This window comes from Pseudomonas sp. GM78 (genome assembly GCF_000282475.1).
Classification (GTDB): domain Bacteria; phylum Pseudomonadota; class Gammaproteobacteria; order Pseudomonadales; family Pseudomonadaceae; genus Aquipseudomonas.
Map to the genome: position 1 here is coordinate 1 of NZ_AKJF01000085.1, position 18,846 is coordinate 18,846.

Annotated in this window: 18 protein-coding genes; 12 read left to right on the forward strand and 6 right to left on the reverse strand. The window is 62.1% G+C overall.

Annotation, left to right across the window (positions count from 1 at the left end; all coding sequences use genetic code 11):
- A partial coding sequence (locus PMI35_RS35900; protein ID WP_008059290.1) for a hypothetical protein occupies positions 1–96 on the forward strand: 96 nt, incomplete at its 5' end.
- A gap of 199 nt (positions 97–295) precedes the next feature.
- Here PMI35_RS35900 and PMI35_RS17280 read toward each other — a convergent pair.
- Positions 296–1,576 (reverse strand): serine/threonine transporter, encoded by a 1,281-nt coding sequence (locus tag PMI35_RS17280; RefSeq protein WP_008059291.1) that lies wholly within the window; start codon positions 1,574–1,576, stop codon positions 296–298.
- A gap of 366 nt (positions 1,577–1,942) precedes the next feature.
- On the opposite strand from PMI35_RS17280, the gene PMI35_RS17275 reads away from it, so the two are divergent.
- The 5 genes from PMI35_RS17275 (at position 1,943) to PMI35_RS17255 (ending at position 6,173) form a co-directional block, all read left to right on the forward strand.
- Positions 1,943–2,326, forward strand: a complete 384-nt coding sequence (locus tag PMI35_RS17275; protein WP_008059292.1) for a tautomerase family protein — start codon at positions 1,943–1,945, stop codon at positions 2,324–2,326.
- Positions 2,327–2,355: 29 nt separating this feature from the next.
- Positions 2,356–2,952: a TetR/AcrR family transcriptional regulator gene (locus PMI35_RS17270; protein ID WP_008059293.1), complete on the forward strand. Its 597-nt coding sequence runs from the start codon at positions 2,356–2,358 to the stop codon at positions 2,950–2,952.
- Positions 2,953–3,113: 161 nt separating this feature from the next.
- A complete protein-coding gene (locus tag PMI35_RS17265) occupies positions 3,114–4,079 on the forward strand; it encodes a 2-hydroxyacid dehydrogenase (protein WP_008059294.1) in 966 nt (321 codons plus the stop codon).
- 143 nt (positions 4,080–4,222) lie between these two features.
- Complete coding sequence (locus PMI35_RS17260; protein ID WP_008059295.1) at positions 4,223–5,290, forward strand: phosphotransferase family protein; 1,068 nt, start codon at positions 4,223–4,225, stop codon at positions 5,288–5,290.
- 115 nt (positions 5,291–5,405) lie between these two features.
- Positions 5,406–6,173 (forward strand): SDR family oxidoreductase, encoded by a 768-nt coding sequence (locus tag PMI35_RS17255; protein WP_008059296.1) that lies wholly within the window; start codon positions 5,406–5,408, stop codon positions 6,171–6,173.
- A gap of 486 nt (positions 6,174–6,659) precedes the next feature.
- Here PMI35_RS17255 and PMI35_RS17250 read toward each other — a convergent pair whose 3' ends face one another.
- The 5 genes from PMI35_RS17250 to PMI35_RS17230 all read right to left on the reverse strand — a co-directional run bounded on the left by PMI35_RS17250 (position 6,660) and on the right by PMI35_RS17230 (position 12,324).
- A complete protein-coding gene (locus PMI35_RS17250) occupies positions 6,660–6,911 on the reverse strand; it encodes a DUF1652 domain-containing protein (RefSeq protein ID WP_008059297.1) in 252 nt (83 codons plus the stop codon).
- Between the two features lie 181 nt (positions 6,912–7,092).
- The gene (locus tag PMI35_RS17245) at positions 7,093–8,580 is read right to left on the reverse strand and encodes a helix-turn-helix transcriptional regulator (RefSeq protein WP_008059298.1); all 1,488 of its coding nucleotides are present in this window, start codon (positions 8,578–8,580) and stop codon (positions 7,093–7,095) included.
- Positions 8,581–8,747: 167 nt separating this feature from the next.
- Positions 8,748–9,650, reverse strand: a complete 903-nt coding sequence (locus PMI35_RS17240) for a LysR substrate-binding domain-containing protein (protein WP_008059299.1) — start codon at positions 9,648–9,650, stop codon at positions 8,748–8,750.
- A gap of 5 nt (positions 9,651–9,655) precedes the next feature.
- Positions 9,656–11,860 (reverse strand): xanthine dehydrogenase family protein molybdopterin-binding subunit, encoded by a 2,205-nt coding sequence (locus PMI35_RS17235; RefSeq protein ID WP_008059300.1) that lies wholly within the window; start codon positions 11,858–11,860, stop codon positions 9,656–9,658.
- Positions 11,860–12,324, reverse strand: a complete 465-nt coding sequence (locus PMI35_RS17230; protein ID WP_008059301.1) for a (2Fe-2S)-binding protein — start codon at positions 12,322–12,324, stop codon at positions 11,860–11,862. The genes PMI35_RS17235 and PMI35_RS17230 overlap by 1 nt, the downstream gene beginning before the upstream one ends.
- A 118-nt stretch (positions 12,325–12,442) precedes the next feature.
- Between PMI35_RS17230 and PMI35_RS17225 the strand changes: the two genes are divergently transcribed.
- From PMI35_RS17225 to PMI35_RS17200, 6 genes are all read left to right on the forward strand, one after another.
- Entirely contained in the window at positions 12,443–13,333 is an 891-nt protein-coding gene (locus PMI35_RS17225) for a LysR substrate-binding domain-containing protein (RefSeq protein ID WP_008059302.1), read from the forward strand.
- 325 nt (positions 13,334–13,658) lie between these two features.
- The gene (locus PMI35_RS17220; protein ID WP_008059303.1) at positions 13,659–14,588 is read left to right on the forward strand and encodes an amidohydrolase family protein; all 930 of its coding nucleotides are present in this window, start codon (positions 13,659–13,661) and stop codon (positions 14,586–14,588) included.
- A 4-nt stretch (positions 14,589–14,592) separates the two neighbouring features.
- The gene (locus tag PMI35_RS17215) at positions 14,593–15,498 is read left to right on the forward strand and encodes an amidohydrolase family protein (RefSeq protein ID WP_008059304.1); all 906 of its coding nucleotides are present in this window, start codon (positions 14,593–14,595) and stop codon (positions 15,496–15,498) included.
- 141 nt (positions 15,499–15,639) lie between these two features.
- Positions 15,640–17,025: a UbiD family decarboxylase gene (locus PMI35_RS17210; protein ID WP_008059305.1), complete on the forward strand. Its 1,386-nt coding sequence runs from the start codon at positions 15,640–15,642 to the stop codon at positions 17,023–17,025.
- Positions 17,022–17,708, forward strand: a complete 687-nt coding sequence (locus tag PMI35_RS17205; protein WP_008059306.1) for a UbiX family flavin prenyltransferase — start codon at positions 17,022–17,024, stop codon at positions 17,706–17,708. Before PMI35_RS17210 ends, PMI35_RS17205 begins: the two co-directional genes overlap by 4 nt.
- An 18-nt stretch (positions 17,709–17,726) precedes the next feature.
- A complete protein-coding gene (locus PMI35_RS17200) occupies positions 17,727–18,773 on the forward strand; it encodes a CobW family GTP-binding protein (protein ID WP_008059308.1) in 1,047 nt (348 codons plus the stop codon).
- The last annotated feature ends 73 nt before the right edge of the window (positions 18,774–18,846 follow it).

Genomic DNA, 18,846 nt, shown 5'->3' on the forward strand with positions numbered 1-18,846 from the left:
ATGGCGGCCGATGTCTACCGCTACCTGTCCTTCGACCAGATCGCCGAGTTCCGTGAAGCTGCTGCGAACGCCAACATCCCGGTCGTTCAAGCCTAACGTTACACAGCAATAAAAAACGCCGCCCATCGTGAGATGAGCGGCGTTTTTTTATGCCCCTTCTTAACTGAACACTACACAAACCAATGTGGGAGCGAGCCTGCTCGCGAATGCGGTGTATCAGGCACATCAATGCTGGATGTGCTGCCGTATTCGCGAGCAGGCTCGCTCCCACAAGGTTTAGTGCATGCCTGGGGTATCAGGCACTCAGCGAATAGATCAACGCCGAGATAGCCACCAGGCCTACCGCCACCACAAACACGTTCGACGCCTGGCCACGATAGCGCGCCATCGCCGGCACCTTGCGGATCGCGTACATCGGCATCAGGAACAGGATCGCCGCGATCACCGGGCCACCCAGGGTTTCGATCATGCCGAGGATGCTCGGGTTCAGCGTGGCGACGATCCAGCACACCACCAGCATGAACGCCGCGACGATGCGGTCCAGGGTCTTGGCTGCCGGACGCTTGCCGCTCTTGACGATCAGGCCCTTGAGGCCTTCGCTTGCACCGATGTAGTGCCCCAGGAACGACTTGGAGATGGCCACGAAGGCAATCAACGGCGCCGCGAAGGCGATGGTCGGGTTGCTGAAGTGGTTGGCCAGGTACGACAGGATCGACAGGTTCTGTGCCTTTGCCTCGGCCAGTTGTGCCGGCGACAGGGTCAGCACGCAACTGAAGACGAAGAACAGCACCATCACCACCATCAGCAAGTGGGCGCGGGACAGGATCTGCGAACTGCGCTCCTCGGCGTGCTCGCCGTAACGACGCTTCTGGTCCACGGCGAACGCCGAGATGATCGGCGAGTGGTTGAACGAAAAAACCATCACCGGAATCGCCAGCCACAGGGTGTGCAGCAACGCCGACGGCGCCGGTACATCGCTGGCGGTAGCCAGGATGCCGCCGTTCCAGTGCGGAATCAGGTACACCGCCAGAAACAGCAGGGCGACGATGAACGGGTAAACCATCAGGCTCATGGCCTTGACGATCAGTTGCTCACCACAACGCACCACCGCCAGCAGGCCGAGGATCAGCACTAGCGACAGCACGGCGCGCGGTGGCGGCATGATGTGCAGTTGATGCTCGAGGAAGCTGCCCACGGTGTTGGTCAGCGCCACGCTGTAGATCAACAGGATCGGGAAGATCGCGAAGAAGTACAGCAAGGTGATCAACGCACCGGCCTTGAGGCCGAAATGCTCTTCCACCACCTCGGTGATGTCCGCGCCTTCACGGCCGGACAGCACAAAGCGGGTCAGGCCGCGGTGTGCGTAGAACGTCATCGGGAACGCCAGCAATGTCAGGATCAGCAGCGGCCAGAAGCCGCCCAGGCCTGCGTTGATCGGTAAAAACAGGGTTCCCGCGCCAATCGCCGTACCAAACAAGCCCAGCATCCAGGTGGTGTCCTGGCGATTCCAGCTCGAAAGAGTTGCGGGTGTCGCTGCTACAAAGCGTTCGTTAACGCTATTGGCCTGATCATTCATCCGGTGGGATCTCCACATTCCGGTCACTTGCCACCCGGCCGGGACGCGTCGGAATACCCGACAGGCAGCGCCCTGGCCGAAACAGGGGCGCGATTCTGGAGGATTAGTGAACAGAAGCAAAGACTTAGGTGAGGAACGGTGGTACCAATTGAGGAAATTTCGAACGATGCACAACCCTGTGGGAGCGAGCCTGCTCGCGATGACGGCGGCAGATTCAACACCCGCATTGGCTGATACATCGCTATCGCGAGCAGGCTCGCTCCCACATGGATTTGCATCAACTCATCGGTAATCGCCAATTCAGCATTGATAAAGGTCGTTCATCATGTATTTTTAAAGAACCTGTCAACCCTCTGGAGTCATCCCATGCCACTGGTTCGCGTCGACCTCAAGAAACAGCAGGACCCCACCTACGCCAAACGCGTCGGACAACTGATCTACGCCGCCCTGCGCAGCGCGATTGGTGTACCGGAGAACGATAACTTCCAGATCCTCGCCGAACATGACGAACAGCATTTCATCTTCGATCCCCAGTACCTGGGCATCCCGCGCACCAACAATCTGGTGGTTATCCAGATCACCCTGAGCGAAGGCCGAACCCTGGAGCAGAAAAAGCTGCTCTACAAGACCATCGTCGAAAGCCTCAACACGCAGCTGGCCGTGCGCCTGGAGGATGTTTTCATTAATCTGGTGGAAGTGAAGAAAGAGAACTGGTCGTTCGGCAATGGCATTGCCCAATACGCCCTCTGATCGCCAACTTATTGACCTGTGAGCCGCCCATGCCCCGCGTTTCCCGCAAACAAGCCGACCTCAACCGCGAAATCATCGTCGAGGCCGCCACACGGTTGTTTCGCGAACGCGGCCTGCACGGGATCAGCGTCGTCGACGTGATGGCGGCGGCAGGCCTGACCCATGGTGGTTTCTATGGTCACTTCCAGTCCAAGGAAGCGCTGGCCAGGGAGGCCAGCGAGCGGGCCTTCAAGGAGGTGGGTACGCGCTGGCGCGAACGAATCACCCAAGGCGACGATAAAGCGGCGGCGCGCCAGGCCCTGATCAAACCGTACCTGTCGGTCTACAGCCGCGACAACCCCGGTGAAAGCTGCCCGGTGGTGGCCTTTGCCGGCGACATGTGCCACGAACACGCCGACAGCGGCTTGCGCGAGCCGTTCATGGCCGGCCTGAACCGGCTCCTCGATGCCCTGGGCGAACTGATGGACTCGGACGATGCCGCCGAAAAGCGACAGCAGGCGCTGGTGCAGTATTCACTGATGGTCGGCGCGCTGACCCTGGCGCGGGCCACCCGGGGCGACGCCCTGTCGGAGGAAATCCTTGAGGCGGCCCAGACCTTCCTGACAGAGCCCCCTGCCCCGGCCTGAAAATTCGCTGGCATCAAAAATATTCCGTGGCTTTAAAAGATCGCAGGCTTCGCCAGCTCCTACACTGAGGAACGAAGACAGTGAGATTGCCAAATTGGTTCGCAACCAGCACTCTCGACCGACGTTCGAGCCCGACTGTCCGCTGCCCACAGGAGCAAAGCATGCCTGCAACCGTTCTGGTACTGGTTGAAACCATCAATGATTACCTGCCCATTCTCGAACATCAGGGCTTTCACCTGATTTTGGCGCCCACGCCCGCCGAGCGCGCCGAGGCCATCATCCGCCACAGCGGCCAGATCGATGCCGTCCTGACCCGCGGCCCGCTGGGTCTCTATGCCGATGAAATCGCCGTCCTGCCCAACCTCAAGATCATCTGCGTGATTGGCGCGGGCTTTGAGCAGGTCGACCTGCAAGCCGCCGCCGACCGGGGCATCACCGTCACCAATGGCGCCGGCGTCAACGCCTCCTCGGTGGCCGACCATGCCATGGCGCTGCTGCTGTCGCTGGTGCGCGACGTCCCCCGCTGCGATGCCGCCGTACGCCGGGGTGAGTGGCCAAAAATCATGCGCCCTTCCCTGGCCGGCAAGCGCCTGGGCATTCTCGGCCTCGGTGCGGTCGGCATGGCCATCGCCAAACGGGCCGCCGCGGGCTTCGACATGACGGTGAGTTACCACAACCGCCAGCACCGCAGCGATGTGCCCTACAAGTTCTGCTCGACGCCCACCGAACTGGCCCGTGCCTCGGACTTCCTGATCGCTGCCACCCCCGGGGGCCTGGGCACCAAGCACCTGATCAACCGCCAGGTACTCGAGGCCCTGGGGCCCAACGGTTTTTTCGTCAACATCGCCCGTGCCAGCGTGGTGGTCACCGCCGACCTGATTACCGCGCTTGAGCAACGACGGATCGCCGGTGCCGCGCTGGATGTCTTCGATGCCGAACCCAAGGTGCCGGATGCGCTCAAGGTCCTGGCGAACGTCATCTTGAGCCCGCACGTGGCCGGACTCTCCCCCGAGGCCACCCAGGGCACCGTGGAACTGGTGGGACGCAACCTGGTGGCGTTTTTCTCCGGCCAGCCGGTGTTGACCCCCATCGAACTGCCGAAGGACATTACCCAAGCCGTCCAGTAAGACAATTCAAACAGGTGTATCAAAAGCAATGATTGCCCGGCAACACGCTCACCTATAAGGGGGATTCGAGGTTGTGGGTGCCGGGTGTGCGCATTAGATTAGCCAATAGTTTCAGGCCTCCAGAATAAGCAGAAGGGATAAGCATGACGCTTACTGACCAATCCACCCGCACCCGCACCGGCGAAGAACTCGATGCCAGCCTGATCGATCCCTACCTCAAGTCCCACATTCCGGGCTTGAGCGGCTTGCCACGGATCAGCCAGTTCCCGGGCGGTGCGTCCAACCTCACCTATTTGCTGGAGTACCCTGAGCAGGAGTTCGTCCTGCGTCGCCCGCCGTTCGGCCACAAGGCCAAGTCCGCCCATGACATGGGCCGCGAATTCCGCATCCTCAATCAACTGCGCGACGGCTTTCCGTATTGCCCGAAGGCCTACGTGCACTGTACGGACGAAGCGGTGATCGGCGCCGAGTTCTATGTGATGGAGCGCGTCAACGGCATCATCCTGCGTTCCGAACTGCCCCCCGAGCTGGGGCTGGACTCGGCGAAAACCGAAGCCCTGTGCAAGAGTTTCATCGACAAGTTCGTCGAACTGCACCGTGTCGACTACAACGCCTACGGCCTGGGTGACCTCGGCAAGCCTGAAGGCTACGTAGCGCGGCAGATCAAGGGCTGGAGCGACCGCTACGAGAAAGCCCTGACCCCCGACGCGCCGCGGTGGGAAGCGGTGAAAGCCTGGCTCAACGACAAGATGCCGGCCGATCACCCGACCTCCAGCATCGTGCACAACGACTACCGCTTCGACAACGTCATCCTCGACCCGAACAACCCGATGCAAATCATCGGCGTGCTCGACTGGGAACTGACTACCCTGGGCGACCCGTTGATGGACCTGGGCAACACCCTCGCCTACTGGATCGAAGCCAGTGACCCGGCGCCGGTACAACTGATGCGCCGTCAGCCCAGCCACGCACCGGGCATGCTCACCCGCCGCGAATTCGTCGACTATTACGCCCAGCGTTCAGGCATCGAAATCGACAATTTCGACTTCTACTACACCTACGGCCTGTTCCGCCTGGCCGGTATCGTGCAGCAGATCTACTACCGCTTCTACCATGGCCAGACCCAGGACAAACGCTTCGCGCAGTTCATTCACATGAACAAACTGCTGGAGCAGATGAGCTTGCAGGTCATCGACAAATCCAGCCTCTGATACCTACACGAACCTGTAGGAGCCCGGCTTGCCGGCGAAGGCGGCCTCAGGTACGCCTTCGCCGGCAAGCCTGGCTCCTATAAAGGCGATTTCGGCTCCATAACAAGGAAAAATCATGTCCAAGACTCAGTTGTTCGACCTCGACGGCAAGATCGCTTTCGTCTCCGGCGCCAGCCGCGGCATCGGTGAAGCCATCGCCAAACTGCTGGCCCAGCAAGGCGCCCACGTGATCGTCTCGAGCCGCAAACTCGAGGGCTGCCAGCACGTGGCCGACGCGATCATTGCCGCTGGCGGCAAAGCCACCGCTATCGCCTGCCACATCGGCGAGATGGAACAGATCAGCCAGGTCTTCGCCGGCATCAAGGAACAGTTCGGGCGCCTGGACATCCTGGTCAACAACGCCGCGACCAACCCGCAATTCTGCAACGTCCTGGACACCGACCTCAGCGCCTTCCAGAAAACCGTCGACGTCAACATCCGCGGCTACTTCTTCATGTCGGTGGAAGCCGGCAAGCTGATGCGCGAAAACGGCGGCGGCAGCATCATCAACGTCGCATCGATCAACGGCGTCTCTCCGGGGATCTTCCAGGGTATCTACTCGGTGACCAAGGCGGCCGTGATCAACATGACCAAGGTATTCGCCAAGGAATGCGCGCAGTTCAACATCCGCTGCAACGCCCTGCTGCCGGGCCTGACCGACACCAAGTTCGCTTCGGCGCTGGTGAAGAACGAGGCGATCCTGAACACTGCGCTGCAACAGATCCCGCTCAAGCGTGTGGCAGATCCGAGCGAGATGGCCGGCGCCGTGCTGTACCTGGCGAGCGACGCATCGAGCTACACCACCGGCGTTTCCCTGAACGTGGATGGCGGTTTCCTCTCCTGATTTGATGTGCCCCCACTCCTTGTAGGAGCGAGCCTGCTCGCGATGGACGTCGGGGCGCCGCGGGCTGTCAGGCACCACGCGTCATCGTTAACGTTTTTCGCGAGCAGGCTCGCTCCTACAGGATTTGCTTACTGAGTCACACACCGCGTCACGGTGGTTTCTCGTGTCACCTGCCCTTCCGCCCGCATTTCGCCCATGACCTGAGTGTTATCGGAGGTCTGGCAGGTGGTTTCAGGTGGCGGTGGTGGCGCAGCAGGTGGCGGTGGCGGCGGACTGGAACAGCCGCCGAGAATCAAGGCACAAAGGGCAACAGGTGTAAAAAGGCGTTTCCCAAGACTTTTCATAGGATGACCCGCGCAAAAAGAAGTACACATGGGTGTGACAACACAACACCGCCGTAAAGTTCACGGCGCGGTTGCAGAAAAATCACTTTTGTACTTTTTTCTCGCGTATTCATTGGTCCTGGCGTGCCAAACCTGGCAATTCCTACACCACCGGGTCCGGGCGTTGCAGGCTGTTGCACTGCAACTCATAGCGCAGTTCTTCGATGAGCGAGGCCACCGCTTCAGCGGACTGCAGCATGGCCACATTCAACCCGCTGACCACCAGATCGACTTGCCCTGACACGGGATGGTAGAGCTTGATGGTCAACGAATGATCGCCGCTGACATTGCACTCGCAGGCCAGGGGCGAAAAGGTCCGCTCAAGCTGCGTGCGCAGCTGGGATACGTGGATCATCGCGAAAACCCACTACGGCAAGTCACATTGTGGGTAGAGCGTTCATCGTGCATGGCTGTTCCTTTAGCGACCAGAGGCGGGCAAGTGATCACAAAACGTCATTCGCCCGCTCTTAGCCTAAGGTTTGCCACCTGCCTGCCAGAACGTGAATTTGCACCCCATGGCCTGGTGCATTTGCACCTTACCGTTGCCCCTTGGGGCGCCATGCACTGGAAAACAACCCACGCTCGCGCGCCCAGACAATCGCCTCGCTGCGGCTATGCACATCGAGTTTGGAATAGACCGTGGCGACGTGGTTGCGCACGGTGTTCGTCGACAGCTTCAGGCGCGTGGCGATTTCCTTGTCCGCCAGGCCTTCACAGATCAACTCCAGCACGTCGCGCTCCCGGGCGGTCAGGTCGGTAAAGGACACACTGGGCAACTGCGGCGCATTGACGTTCTTCACGTTAGCCAGTTTTTCGATCAGCGTGCGACTGAACCAGGAGGCATCCTTCATCACCTCTTCAATGGCCGACACCAACTCAAGCTCGGTGCGTTTGCGCTCGGTGATGTCCATCATCACCAGCAGGTAGCAGGGGCTGTCCTGAATGTTCACGGTATCGGCGCTGACGGCGCAATCGATCAGTTGGTTATCTTTGCCGCGCACACGTACGTCAACACGGTCCAGGCGTGCGGTTTTCTCCAGTGCGGTGAAGAGCCGTGTCCGTGCGCCTTTGTCATGAAAGAAATCGATCTCGGCGATGGTTTTTCCGACCACTTCTTCGAGCGAGTACGCGAGGGTAATGAGAAACGCATCATTCACATCCATCACCACCTGATCGCTGGCGCTGCACACCAGGGTCGGCACTGGCGTCAGGCGAAAGGCCTTGGCAAACCGCTCCTCACTCTGGCGCAGGGCAACTTCGGCCTTGTGCCGGGGCTCCATGTCGACGAAGGAAAACAGCATGCAGGCCTCGTCATTGAGTTCAAGGGGCTGGCCGGCGACGATCACTTGCTTGCTGCCACCGTCAGCCAGGCGCAACTGGGCCTGCATCTGCGTAATGGTCGCGCCTTCGCGCAGGCGCTGCTTGGCCAGTTCCTTGTTTTCCGCCTGTTCCAGCACGTCCAGCTCATAGGTCGAGGTGCCGATCACCTGGTCGCGGGCATAACCGGTCATTTCCAGAAACCCGGGGTTGACCTTGATGTAGCGCAAATCACTTAGGCGGCAGATGACGGCCGGTGCCGGGTTGGCGGCGAAGGTTTTCTCGAAGCGCTGCTCGGCGCTGGCCCAGTCGGTGACATCGTCCATGATCAGCACCAGCGACTCCGGTTCACCACGGCTGTCGGCCAGCACCAGGCTGCGCACGCGATGGACCCAGGTACGCTCCTCGCTCGTCACCTCTACCAGCACATCACTGAAGGTCTCGCCGCGCGCCAACCGGCTAATCGGATAGCTGTCGGCCGGTACCACGTGGTTATTGCGATAGCGCAGGGCGAATTGTTTGGTGTAGGCCTTGGCGTTGCTGCCCAACTCGCCGATCTGCTCGACGCCGTGCATGGCCAGCGCCGCGTCATTGGCCCAGAGGATGCTCTGGTCGGGATCCAGCAGGATCACGCCGTCGGACAGACCGGCGATGATTTGCTGCAACTGACGGCGGTTGGTTTCCCTGGTCAAGACGTCCTGGCTCATTGCGACTCCACAAGTTGGGTGACCCTGTGAAGTTTCCGACCACACGCGCTCATGATCGTGCAACCTGCGCACGCAACCGGTGTAGGAGCTGCCGCAGGCTGCGATCTTTTGATCTTCGGCGCCAGCATCATTGCTAAAGATCAAAAGATCGCAGCCTGCGGCAACTCCTACAGGGGAGAGTTGTTGCGGTCTTGCAGGACGAGCTCACGCAACGTATCGAGAAACAGCTTGAGCACCGGCGAATCATCGTCCGCACGATAGGTGGCGTACAACGGCACCTCCGGTAACGCCGGGCTCAGGCGCCGGAACACCAGGCCTGCCGGAGCCAGCTGTTCGATGGAGGCCGGCAACAAGGCCACGCCGAAACCGGCCCGGACCAGGCTGAGCAAGGTTTGCACCTCGATCACCTGCTGGCGGATCTGCGGCGTGAATCCGGCCTGGATGCAGCACTGGTAGAGAAAATCGGCAAACCGCGATTGCTTGAGCTCCAGCGCCACGAACGGCTCGGGCGCCAGATCCGCAGGCGCCAGCAGCGGCTTTGCGGCCAACGGGTGATCTGCAGGCATGACCACCCGGATCGGCTCGTAGATCAGCAGTTCATTGCGCAACTGCGGGTCGTCATAGCCGACCCGGAACACGCAGGCATCGATGCGTTTCTCCTTCAGCGCCTTGACCTGCGCCGCGGGCGTCATCTCATGCAGGCGCCAGGACACCTGCGGATAACGCTCGCGAAACAGGTGCAAGGCCCGTGGCAACACTCCGACCATCACCGAACTGATCATGCCGATTTCCAGCTCGCCCAACTGGCCGCGGCCGGTTTGCCGCGTCAGGTCGAGGGCACGGTTGAGCTGTTCGAACACCAGCGGCGCCTGCTCCTTGAGCATTTGCCCGGCGGCGGTCAACTCGACCCGGTGATGACTGCGCTCGAACAGCGGCGTGCCCAGTTCCTCCTCCAGCAGACGAATCTGCTGGCTCAGCGGTGGCTGGCAGATGTGCAAGCGGGTGGCGGCCCGGCCGAAATGCAGCTCTTCGGCCAGCGCCATGAAATAGCGCAACAGACGCAAGTCCATGATGCCTAACCCAGGTTCAACGGCGTCGAGCGTTGGCGCACGCCGGTCAGGCTGAACAGGGCGTTGGCGATGGCCGGGGCCACTGCTGGGCTGCCGAGTTCACCGACGCCACCGGGCTTGGCCGGATCACCTTCGACCAGCAGGATGTCCAGCGCCGGCATGTCCGACATGCGCGCCACCCGATAATCATGGAAGTTGCTCTGCACCACCCTGCCCTGCTTGATGTCCAGGCGATCGAACAAGGCGTGCCCCAGGCCCCACATCAGGCCGCCGTAGATCTGTTCTTCGACACCGCCGGGGGAAACCGCCAGACCGCAATCGACCACGCAGGTGAGGTTCTCGACCTTGATCGCCCCGTCCTGTTTCGACACCCGAGCAACGACCGCGATGAAACTGCTGTAGCCCTGGTGGGTGGCGATGCCCAACGCCGTGCCTTCAGGCAGGGGCTGGCCCCAACCGGCACGCTCGGCAGCGCTTTTGAGCACCGCGACGTGCCGTGGCCGCTCCTGCATGTTGGCCAGGCGCATGGCCAGCGGGTCTTGCCCGGCGCCATGGGCCAGCTCATCCATGAAGCTTTCCACGGCGAACACGTTGGGGATGAAGCTCACTGAGCGATACCAGCCGCTGGGCACCCGGGTTTCGTGCCGGACCCAGGAAAGGTCGAGGTTGGCCGGGCGATAGGCGAAATCCCATGCGGTGATGGCTTCCGTGGTGCTGTAGTCCATTTTGTCGGGGCGTTCGAAGTAGCCAGGTTCCCACTGCTCCGGCGAGGCCGGTGACACGGCCTCCAGCTGCAACGCCGTCAGGCGTCCCTGGGCGTCCAGCGCGCCCTTGGCCCGGTGGAGCGTGGCCGGGTGCATGAACAACGAACGCATTTCGTCTTCACGACTGTTCATCAGTTTCACCGGCACCCTGGCCTGCTGCGCCAGGTACGCCACTTCGAACAGCCAGTACTTGGCCTCCCGCGCGCCGAAGCTGCCACCGGACACCAACTCGTTGATGGTGACCTTGTCCTTGGCGATCCCGCACACGGTTTGCGCCGCCTCCAGGGCCGACGAAGGCACCTGCACGCCACCCCAATATGTGATGGCGTTGTCCTTGACGTGTGCGGTGACGCAGATCGGCTCCAGCGGATTCTGCACCTTGTAGGGCATGCGGTACTCGGCTTCGAGCAGTTTCGCGGCGTTCGGCCATTGGCCGTTCACATCCCCGGCAGCCATCGCGGACACCCGTTGCGCGCCTTTGTCAGCCAGCGCCGCGGCCTGGGCCTTGTATAGTTCATCGCTGTCGAAACCGCCTAGCGGCGAGTCGCTCCATTGCACCTCGAGCAACTCGCGGCCCTGATGCGCGGCCCAGTAGTGGTCCGCCAACACCGCCACGCCTTCGACGTTACCGCCGAGCACGTCGGGACGGCCCGGCACCTTGATCACCTTGCGCACGCCCGGCACCTGCAGCGCCGCCGTGCTGTTTACTGACACGACACTCGCCCCCACCACCGGCGCGCGTTGAATCACCGCCACCAGCATGCCCGGCAGCACCACGTCGATACTGTAGGTGAAGCGCCCGCAGACCTTGGCCTGGGCATCGCGCTTGTGCCGCAGTTTGCCGATGTACTTGAACTGCGCCGGGTCCTTGAGCGTGACCTTGGCCGGTGTCGGCAGATGCGCGGCGATTGCGGCCAGCTCACCGTAACCAAGGCTGCGCTGGCTCGCTGCATGCACCACGCGGCCCTCCTCGGTGGTGCAGCTGTCGGGGCTGACTTTCCACTGCCGGGCGCCCGCCGTCAGCAACAGCGTGCGCGCCGTCGCCCCGGCCATGCGCAGGCGCTCGTACTCCAGCGACACGCTGGTGCTGCCGCCGGTGGAGAAGACTTTCCAGATCGGGTGAATGTAGGTCTCGAAGAACGGGTTTTCCGGTGAGATCACTTGCACGGTCATCGGGTTGACGTCCAGTTCCTCGGCCACGCATGCGGCCAGCGCGGTGTGCGTGCCGGTGCCGGAATCGTGCTTGTGCACCACCAGTTTCACCGTGCCGTCGGGCAGGATGCGCACCCAGGCGTTGGGTTCAAAGTCAGCGGCCGGCGTCGGGGCCTTGGGGTCTGTCGCAGACAAACCGCTGGGCAGGTAAAAGGCGATGGCCAGGCCGCTGGCAGCGGTGGCGCTTTGCTTGAGAAACGCACGCCGCGAGAGGTCCACTGGGGAGATCGTCATCACGCCTCCTTCGGCGCGTTGGCCGCGCGCTTGATCGCCTTGTTGATCCGCCCGTAGGTGCCGCAGCGGCACAGGTTGCCGGACATGGCATTGCGGATCGAATCGTCGGTCACTGCTGCACCGGTGTTGAGCAACGCGGCGGCAGACATGATCTGACCGGATTGACAGTAACCGCATTGCGGCACATCTTCGGCAACCCAGGCCAGTTGCAGCGGATGCTGCCCGGTGGGCGACAAGCCTTCGATGGTGGTAATGCTGTGCCCCGCCACGGCAGCCACCGGCAATTGGCAGGAGCGGACGGCGACCCCGTCCAGATGCACGGTGCAGGCGCCGCACAGGCCCATGCCGCAACCGAAGCGGGTGCCGGTGAGTTTCAAATGGTCACGCAACACCCATAACAAGGGCATGGAGGGCGATGTCTCTACCAGCTCGCGTCGTTCGCCGTTTACCGTGAATTCGATCATTGTCAGGCTCCAAGAGAGCGGCCCGTCTTTGTGCAGGCCTGGTACTCGATTATTGGGAGCCTTGGGAAAATCGGGCCAGCGACGATTTCTGCCATCCTGTGTAAGTAGGACTAACAGCATGTACAAGCGATACCCGTCAGTACAGTCCATGAGTGCTTTCATCCAGGCCGCCCGCAGCGGCAGCTTCTCCAGCGCCGCGCGCAAACTGGACCTGACCCACAGCGCCATCAGCCAGCAGATCCGCTCCCTGGAAGACTTCATCGGCCAGCCGCTTTTCGTACGCGAAGGCGGCGGCAGCAACCTGACCGACGCCGGGCAGTTGTTCGCCAGCGTGCTGTCCGACGGACTGGCGCAGATCGACCGGGCGCTGTCTTCAGTGAAAAACCGCAGCGTGGCGCAACGCCTCACCCTCGATGTGGACAGCGAACTGGCGCAGAGCTGGCTCAATCCGCGCCTGCCGCAACTGCTCGATCTGTTGCCCGAGCATGAGGTGGTTTTGCTGTCGATGCCGCGCTCGGACCGCAGCACGTTCGAACGGGTGGACCTGTCCTTGCGCTACGGTTATGGCGATTGGGAAGACTGCGAGATGACGCAGATTTGCGGCGATCGGGTGATGGCGGTGGCTTCGCCCGAATTGCTTGAGCGGCATGGTTTGCAGTTACCGCTGAGCCCGGCGCAGATCCTGGAATTGCCGTTGCTGGGGTATACGCGACGGTCGTGGATTCCGTGGCTGGATGCGGCGGGCATGCCTCCTGTCGAGCCTGCGGCGCGGGTGGTGTTTGATAACGCGGCGAACCTGATTGCCGCCGCCGAGGCCGGCGTCGGTGCGGGACTGGTGCGTGGCTTGCTGGCGGCAGATGCGTTGCGCAGCGGTCGGTTGGTGGCGCTGAACGAGGCGCAGATTGCGGCGCATTACAACCTCTACGCCGTGTGGCCGCCGGGGCAAGCCGAGCGGGTGGCGCCGGTGGTTGAGGCGGTCAAGCAGTTGGCTTTGCATACACAACACTGACGCCATCGCCAGCAGGCTAGCTCCCACAGTTGACTGCGTTTCTACAGGTGGAATGCATTCCCCTGTGGGAGCTAGCCTGCTGGCGATGAGGCCCGCCCAGTCAACACGAAACCATATCGAACACGTATCAACCCCTCGCCCAATTAATATTGTACGAATCCCACACCCCCTTCCAATACTCCTCCCCAAGCAGCCAGCGTCCCGAGCCGGATGCGACCAGGCGAGGGAATGCGCGAGTCTTTGCGCATAGAAATGGCCGATTGCCCGGACGTGGCTGCTAGCGAACCGCAAGGTTCCCTTACCCGCTATCAGGAGATCGACTTCAATGATCATCGATATCAGTTGCTATCCCACCGATCTGGTGGACCTCGCCTGGAGGCATGACGGTGACCCGTTCACCGGCGAGCGTCTGCTGCAGATGATGGATGGCCCGTACATGGTCAACGGCAAACCTCGCCGCATCGACAAAGCCTTCATCCAGCCGCCGCAGGGCAACACCATCTACACCTGGACCGACGGTGAACTCAGCGGGCGCGAATCCATCGACGCCTACATGGCCTACACGCTGAAAATGGTCCAGACCTACCCCGATCGCTTCATCGGTTGCTTCGTCTACAACCCGCGCTGCGGCGTGGAAAACGGCGTCGAGGCGATCGAGCGCTACGTCAAGGAACACGGTTTCAAGATGGTCCAGATGCAGGCCAACATGCACGCCTACCGTCCTGACCGCGCCCTGGACTGGGTGCGCCCGGCCTTCGAGAAATGCGCCGAGCTGGGTATCCCGGTCAAGCTGCACACCGGCGACGGGCCTTACAGCATCCCCTCGGAATGGGTGCCGATGATCAAGGAGTTTCCCAACGTCGATTTCATCATGGCCCACTTCGGCGTGCAGACCGGCGGGGTCTACGTGTTCGAGCCGATGCAATGGGCGATGGAGTTGCCCAACGTCTACTGCGAATCGGGCTGGTGCCTGCAATCGCGGATCGTCGAGTTCGCCAAGGTCTTGCCCACCCACAAGATCCTCTTCGGCACCGATACACCGCCGAACGAACCGGGCATGTGGCTGCGCCTGCTGGAAGTGTTGTGCCACGAACCGCCGCAAGGCCTGAACCTCGACGAAGACACCCTCGAGGAGTACCTGGGCAACAACACCGCCCGGATGATCGGCCTCGAACCGACACCGCCGCCGCGCTCCGTTTCCGAAGCAGAGGCGCAACTCAAGCGTCCCGTCACCACGCAACTGGCCAGGAGCTGAACCGATGATCATCGATACCCATCTGCACCCCACCAACCTGGTCGACGAGGCCTGGCGCCACACCGGCGAACCCTTCACCGGCGAGCGCATGCTCAAGCTGATGGACGGCCCGTACATGATCAACGGCAAGCCGCGCCGCATCGACATGGGGTTCATCCAGCCACCGCCGGGCAACACCGGCTACCGCGACGGCAACCGCCGTGGCCGTGAAGGCGTGCGTGACTACATGTCCTACGTCGCCGAGCTGTGCGTGAAGTACCCCGACCGTTTCATCGGCAACTTCAACTTCAACCCGCGCTGGGGACCGGAAAACGGTGCGGCGGAGCTGGAATTCCACATCAAGGAATACGGCTTCAAGATGCTCAAGCTGCACGCCAACATGCACGGTTATCGCCCGGACCGGGCGCTGGACTGGCTGCGCCCGGCGATGAAGGTGTGTGCCAAGTACAACATCGTGGTGCTGATCCACACCGGCGACGGCCCGTACACCATTCCGACCATGTTCTACCCGATCATCCGCGAGTTCCCGATGGTCAATTTCATCATCGGTCACTTCGGCATCCAGACCGGCGGCAACTACTCGTTCGAAGCGTTCTGGATGGCGATGGACACGCCGAACGTGTACTGCGAATCCGGCTGGTGCTTCCAGTCGCGGATCGTCGAGTTCGCCAAGGACCTGCCACGCAACAAGATCGTGTTCGGCACCGACTCGCCGCCGAACGAGCCGGGCATGTGGCTGCGCGAGCTTGAGGTGCTGTGCTCGCCGGCGCCACAGGGCCTGGGCATCGACGAGGACCATCTTGAGGATTACCTGGGCAACAACATCGCCCGCTTGTGCGGCATCGAACCGACGCCGCCACCCAAGGACCTGGCCGAGGCGGACATTCGCCTGACCACCACTTACCTGTAACGACATGCAATATCCCCTGTAGGAGTGAGCCTGCTCGCGATAGCGGTCGATCAGTCACATTGATTTTGAATGGGCTGACCTCTTCGCGAGCAGGCTCGCTCCTACAGGTACGCACAGCACTGCTTTTCACGAGGTGAAACCATGACCCTCTCGACGCTCGGCGATACCCAGGATTTTCACGATTTTCTAGACGCCTATCGCCGGCAATACCCGGACGATGTGCTCAGCGTCCAGCATTCCCTTTCAGCCGATCAGGATGTCACCGCCCTGGTCGATGCGCTCGCCTCCCAGGGCCGCGATCCCTTGTTGATCTGCGAAAAAGTCGGCCACTTCGGCGCCCCGGTGGCCACCAACCTGTTCGCCTCCCGCACCCGCATCGCCCGCATGTTCGGCGTTGCCCCGGCGCAATTGCACGAGACTTTCCAGCAACGCGCCAACCACCCCATCGCCCCGCGCTACGTCGAAACCGGCCCGGTGCAGGACGAGATCTTCGAAGGCGAAGCCGTGGACCTGGCGCTGCTGCCGATGCTCAAGCATTTCGCCAGTGATCGCGGCCCCTACATCACCAACGCGATCATCATTGCCGAAGACCCGGTCAGCGGCATCGCCAACATGAGCTACCACCGCTCGATGCGCCACACCCGGCAAACCCTCGCCACCAGCCTGCACTCACGCGGCCATCTGTGGCGCATGCTGCAGACCGCCCGCGAGCGCGGCGAGGAATTGCGCGTGGCGATGGTGGTCGGCGCACACCCGCTGTTCATGTTCGCGGCGGCGGCACGGCTGCCATTCGGCAGCGATGAGCGAGCAGTGGCGGGCGGTTTGTTCGGCGCACCGCTGGAGCTGGTAAAAACCCCGCGCTACGGCATCGGCGTCCCGGCCAGCGCAGAGTATGTCCTGGAAGGTGCGATCGATCCGGCGGCCTATGCCGAAGAAGGTCCGTTCGGTGAGTTCAGCGGCTACTCCTCGGATCGCTCGACCAACAATGTGCTGCGGGTCGATACCCTGATGCGGCGCAAGGACGCCTGGCTGGTGGACGTGGTCGGTGGCCGCTACGCCGAACACCTGACCCTGGCGCGCCTGCCCCGGGAAGCGGAAATGAGCGAGAAACTCAAGGCGCGCTTCCCCGCCGTCACCGCCGTGCACTACCCCAATTCAGGCACACACTTCCATTGCTACGTGGCTCTGGAGCAAAGCCGCGACGGCGAAGCGCGGCAGATCATGCTCGCCCTGCTCGGCTGGGACCCGTACCTGAAAACCGTGATCGCGGTGGACAGCGACATCGACATCAGCGATGACAGTCAGGTGCTGTGGGCACTGGCCACGCACTTCCAGCCGCACCAGGACATCTTCGTCATTGATGGCTTGCCTGGCAGCCCGCTGGACCCGTCATCGTCCGTCGACGGCACCACCTCGCGCATGGGCCTGGACGCTACCCGCGGTTCGGGATTCGACGGGATCAAGGCGCAGCTGGACCAGGACGTGCTCGAGCGCGCCCGCCAACTGCTCGCAGGCCAGCAATCATGAACCGCCAGCGCATGGTGGTCGGCATCAGCGGTGCGTCGGGTTTTATCTACGGCGTGCGCCTGCTGCAATTGCTCGCCGAGCTCGACATTGAAAGCCACTTGGTCATCAGCCGCGCCGCGCTGCTGACCATGGCCCACGAAACCGATTACAAACTGGCCGACGTCACCGCGCTGGCCAGCCATTACCACCGCGCCGACGACGTGGCCGCCGGGATCGCCAGCGGTTCGTTCCGCTGCCTGGGCATGGTGGTCGCGCCCTGTTCCATGCGCACCCTGGCGGAAATCGCCACCGGCACCTCTTCAGGCCTGATCGGCCGGGCCGCCGACGTCACCCTCAAGGAGCGTCGCACCTTGGTGCTGATGGCCCGGGAAACCCCGCTGACCCTCGCCCACCTGCGCAACATGACGGCTGTCACCGAGATGGGCGGCATCATCGCCCCGCCCGTTCCGGCCTTCTACGCCCGCCCGCAAGACCTGGCGCAGATGGTCGATCACAGCCTCGGCCGCGTCCTCGACCTGTTCGGCCTCGATGCCGGCACTGCAACGCGCTGGGGTGAACACACAAGAACCTGTGGGAGCGGGCTTGCCCGCGATGAGGCCATCACATCCAACAATCCCGTTGCCAGACACACCGCCATCGCGGGCAAGCCCGCTCCCACAGTTGATAGCACTCCGACCATATAGTTTTTTAAGGAGCATCACATGAACACCCCCTTCAACGCCCCAACCCCCAACACCAAAATCCCGGTGACCATCCTCACCGGCTTCCTCGGCGCCGGCAAAACCACCCTGCTCAACTATATCCTCAAGCAAAACCACGGGCGCAAGATCGCCGTGATCGAAAACGAGTTCGGTGAGGTCGGCATCGACGGCGACCTGGTGCTCAGTTCCGAAACCGAAGAAATCTACGAGATGGTCAACGGCTGCGTGTGCTGCACCGCCGAGGTCCGCGAAGACCTGGTGCGCATCGTCCGTGAACTGGTGGCGCGGCCGGTGCGACTCGATCACATCCTGATCGAGACCAGTGGCCTGGCCGACCCGTACCCGGTGGCCCAGAGCTTTTTCATCAACGACCCGATCGCCGATGAAGTGGAACTCGACGCCATTGTCACCATGGTCGATGCCAGGCACATCGCCCAGCACCTGCACGACCTGCAACTCGATGGCGTGGACAACCAGGCCGTGGACCAGATCGTCTGCGCCGACCGCATTGTCATCAACAAGGTCGATCTGGTCAGTGACGCCGAAGTGGCGTCCCTGAGTGACAAGATTCGCGGCTTGAATGCCACGGCCGACCTGGTGACCTCCAGTTATGCCGAAATCGACCTGTCGAAAATCCTTGGCATCGGCGCCTTCGAATCCACGCAGAAACTCATGGAAATAGGTGCCGAGCACGATCACCACGCCGATGACCATCATCACGAACATGACGAACCCGACCATGAGCACGACCCGAGCGTGACATCGGTGGGCATCGCCGTGGATGGCGCGGTGAACCTGGGCGACTTCCACCGCTGGATCACCCGCCTGCGTACCGAGCAAGCCGACAACTTGTATCGCATGAAGGGCGTGCTGGCGGTGGCCGATCAGGACCAGCGCTACGTGCTGCAAGGGGTGCACAGCCTCGTCGAGTTCCGTGCCTCCACCCCATGGGGCGCCGAACCGCGCACCAGCAAGATTGTGTTCATCGGCCGCGACCTGGACCGCGCGGCCCTGAACCAGGGCTTTGCCGCCTGCCTGGCAGGCTGAAAAAGGCATCGGAGCCGGTGGATGGCGGTTCCGGGCACATGAATGACAGATGCAACAGGCATCAGAACGAATA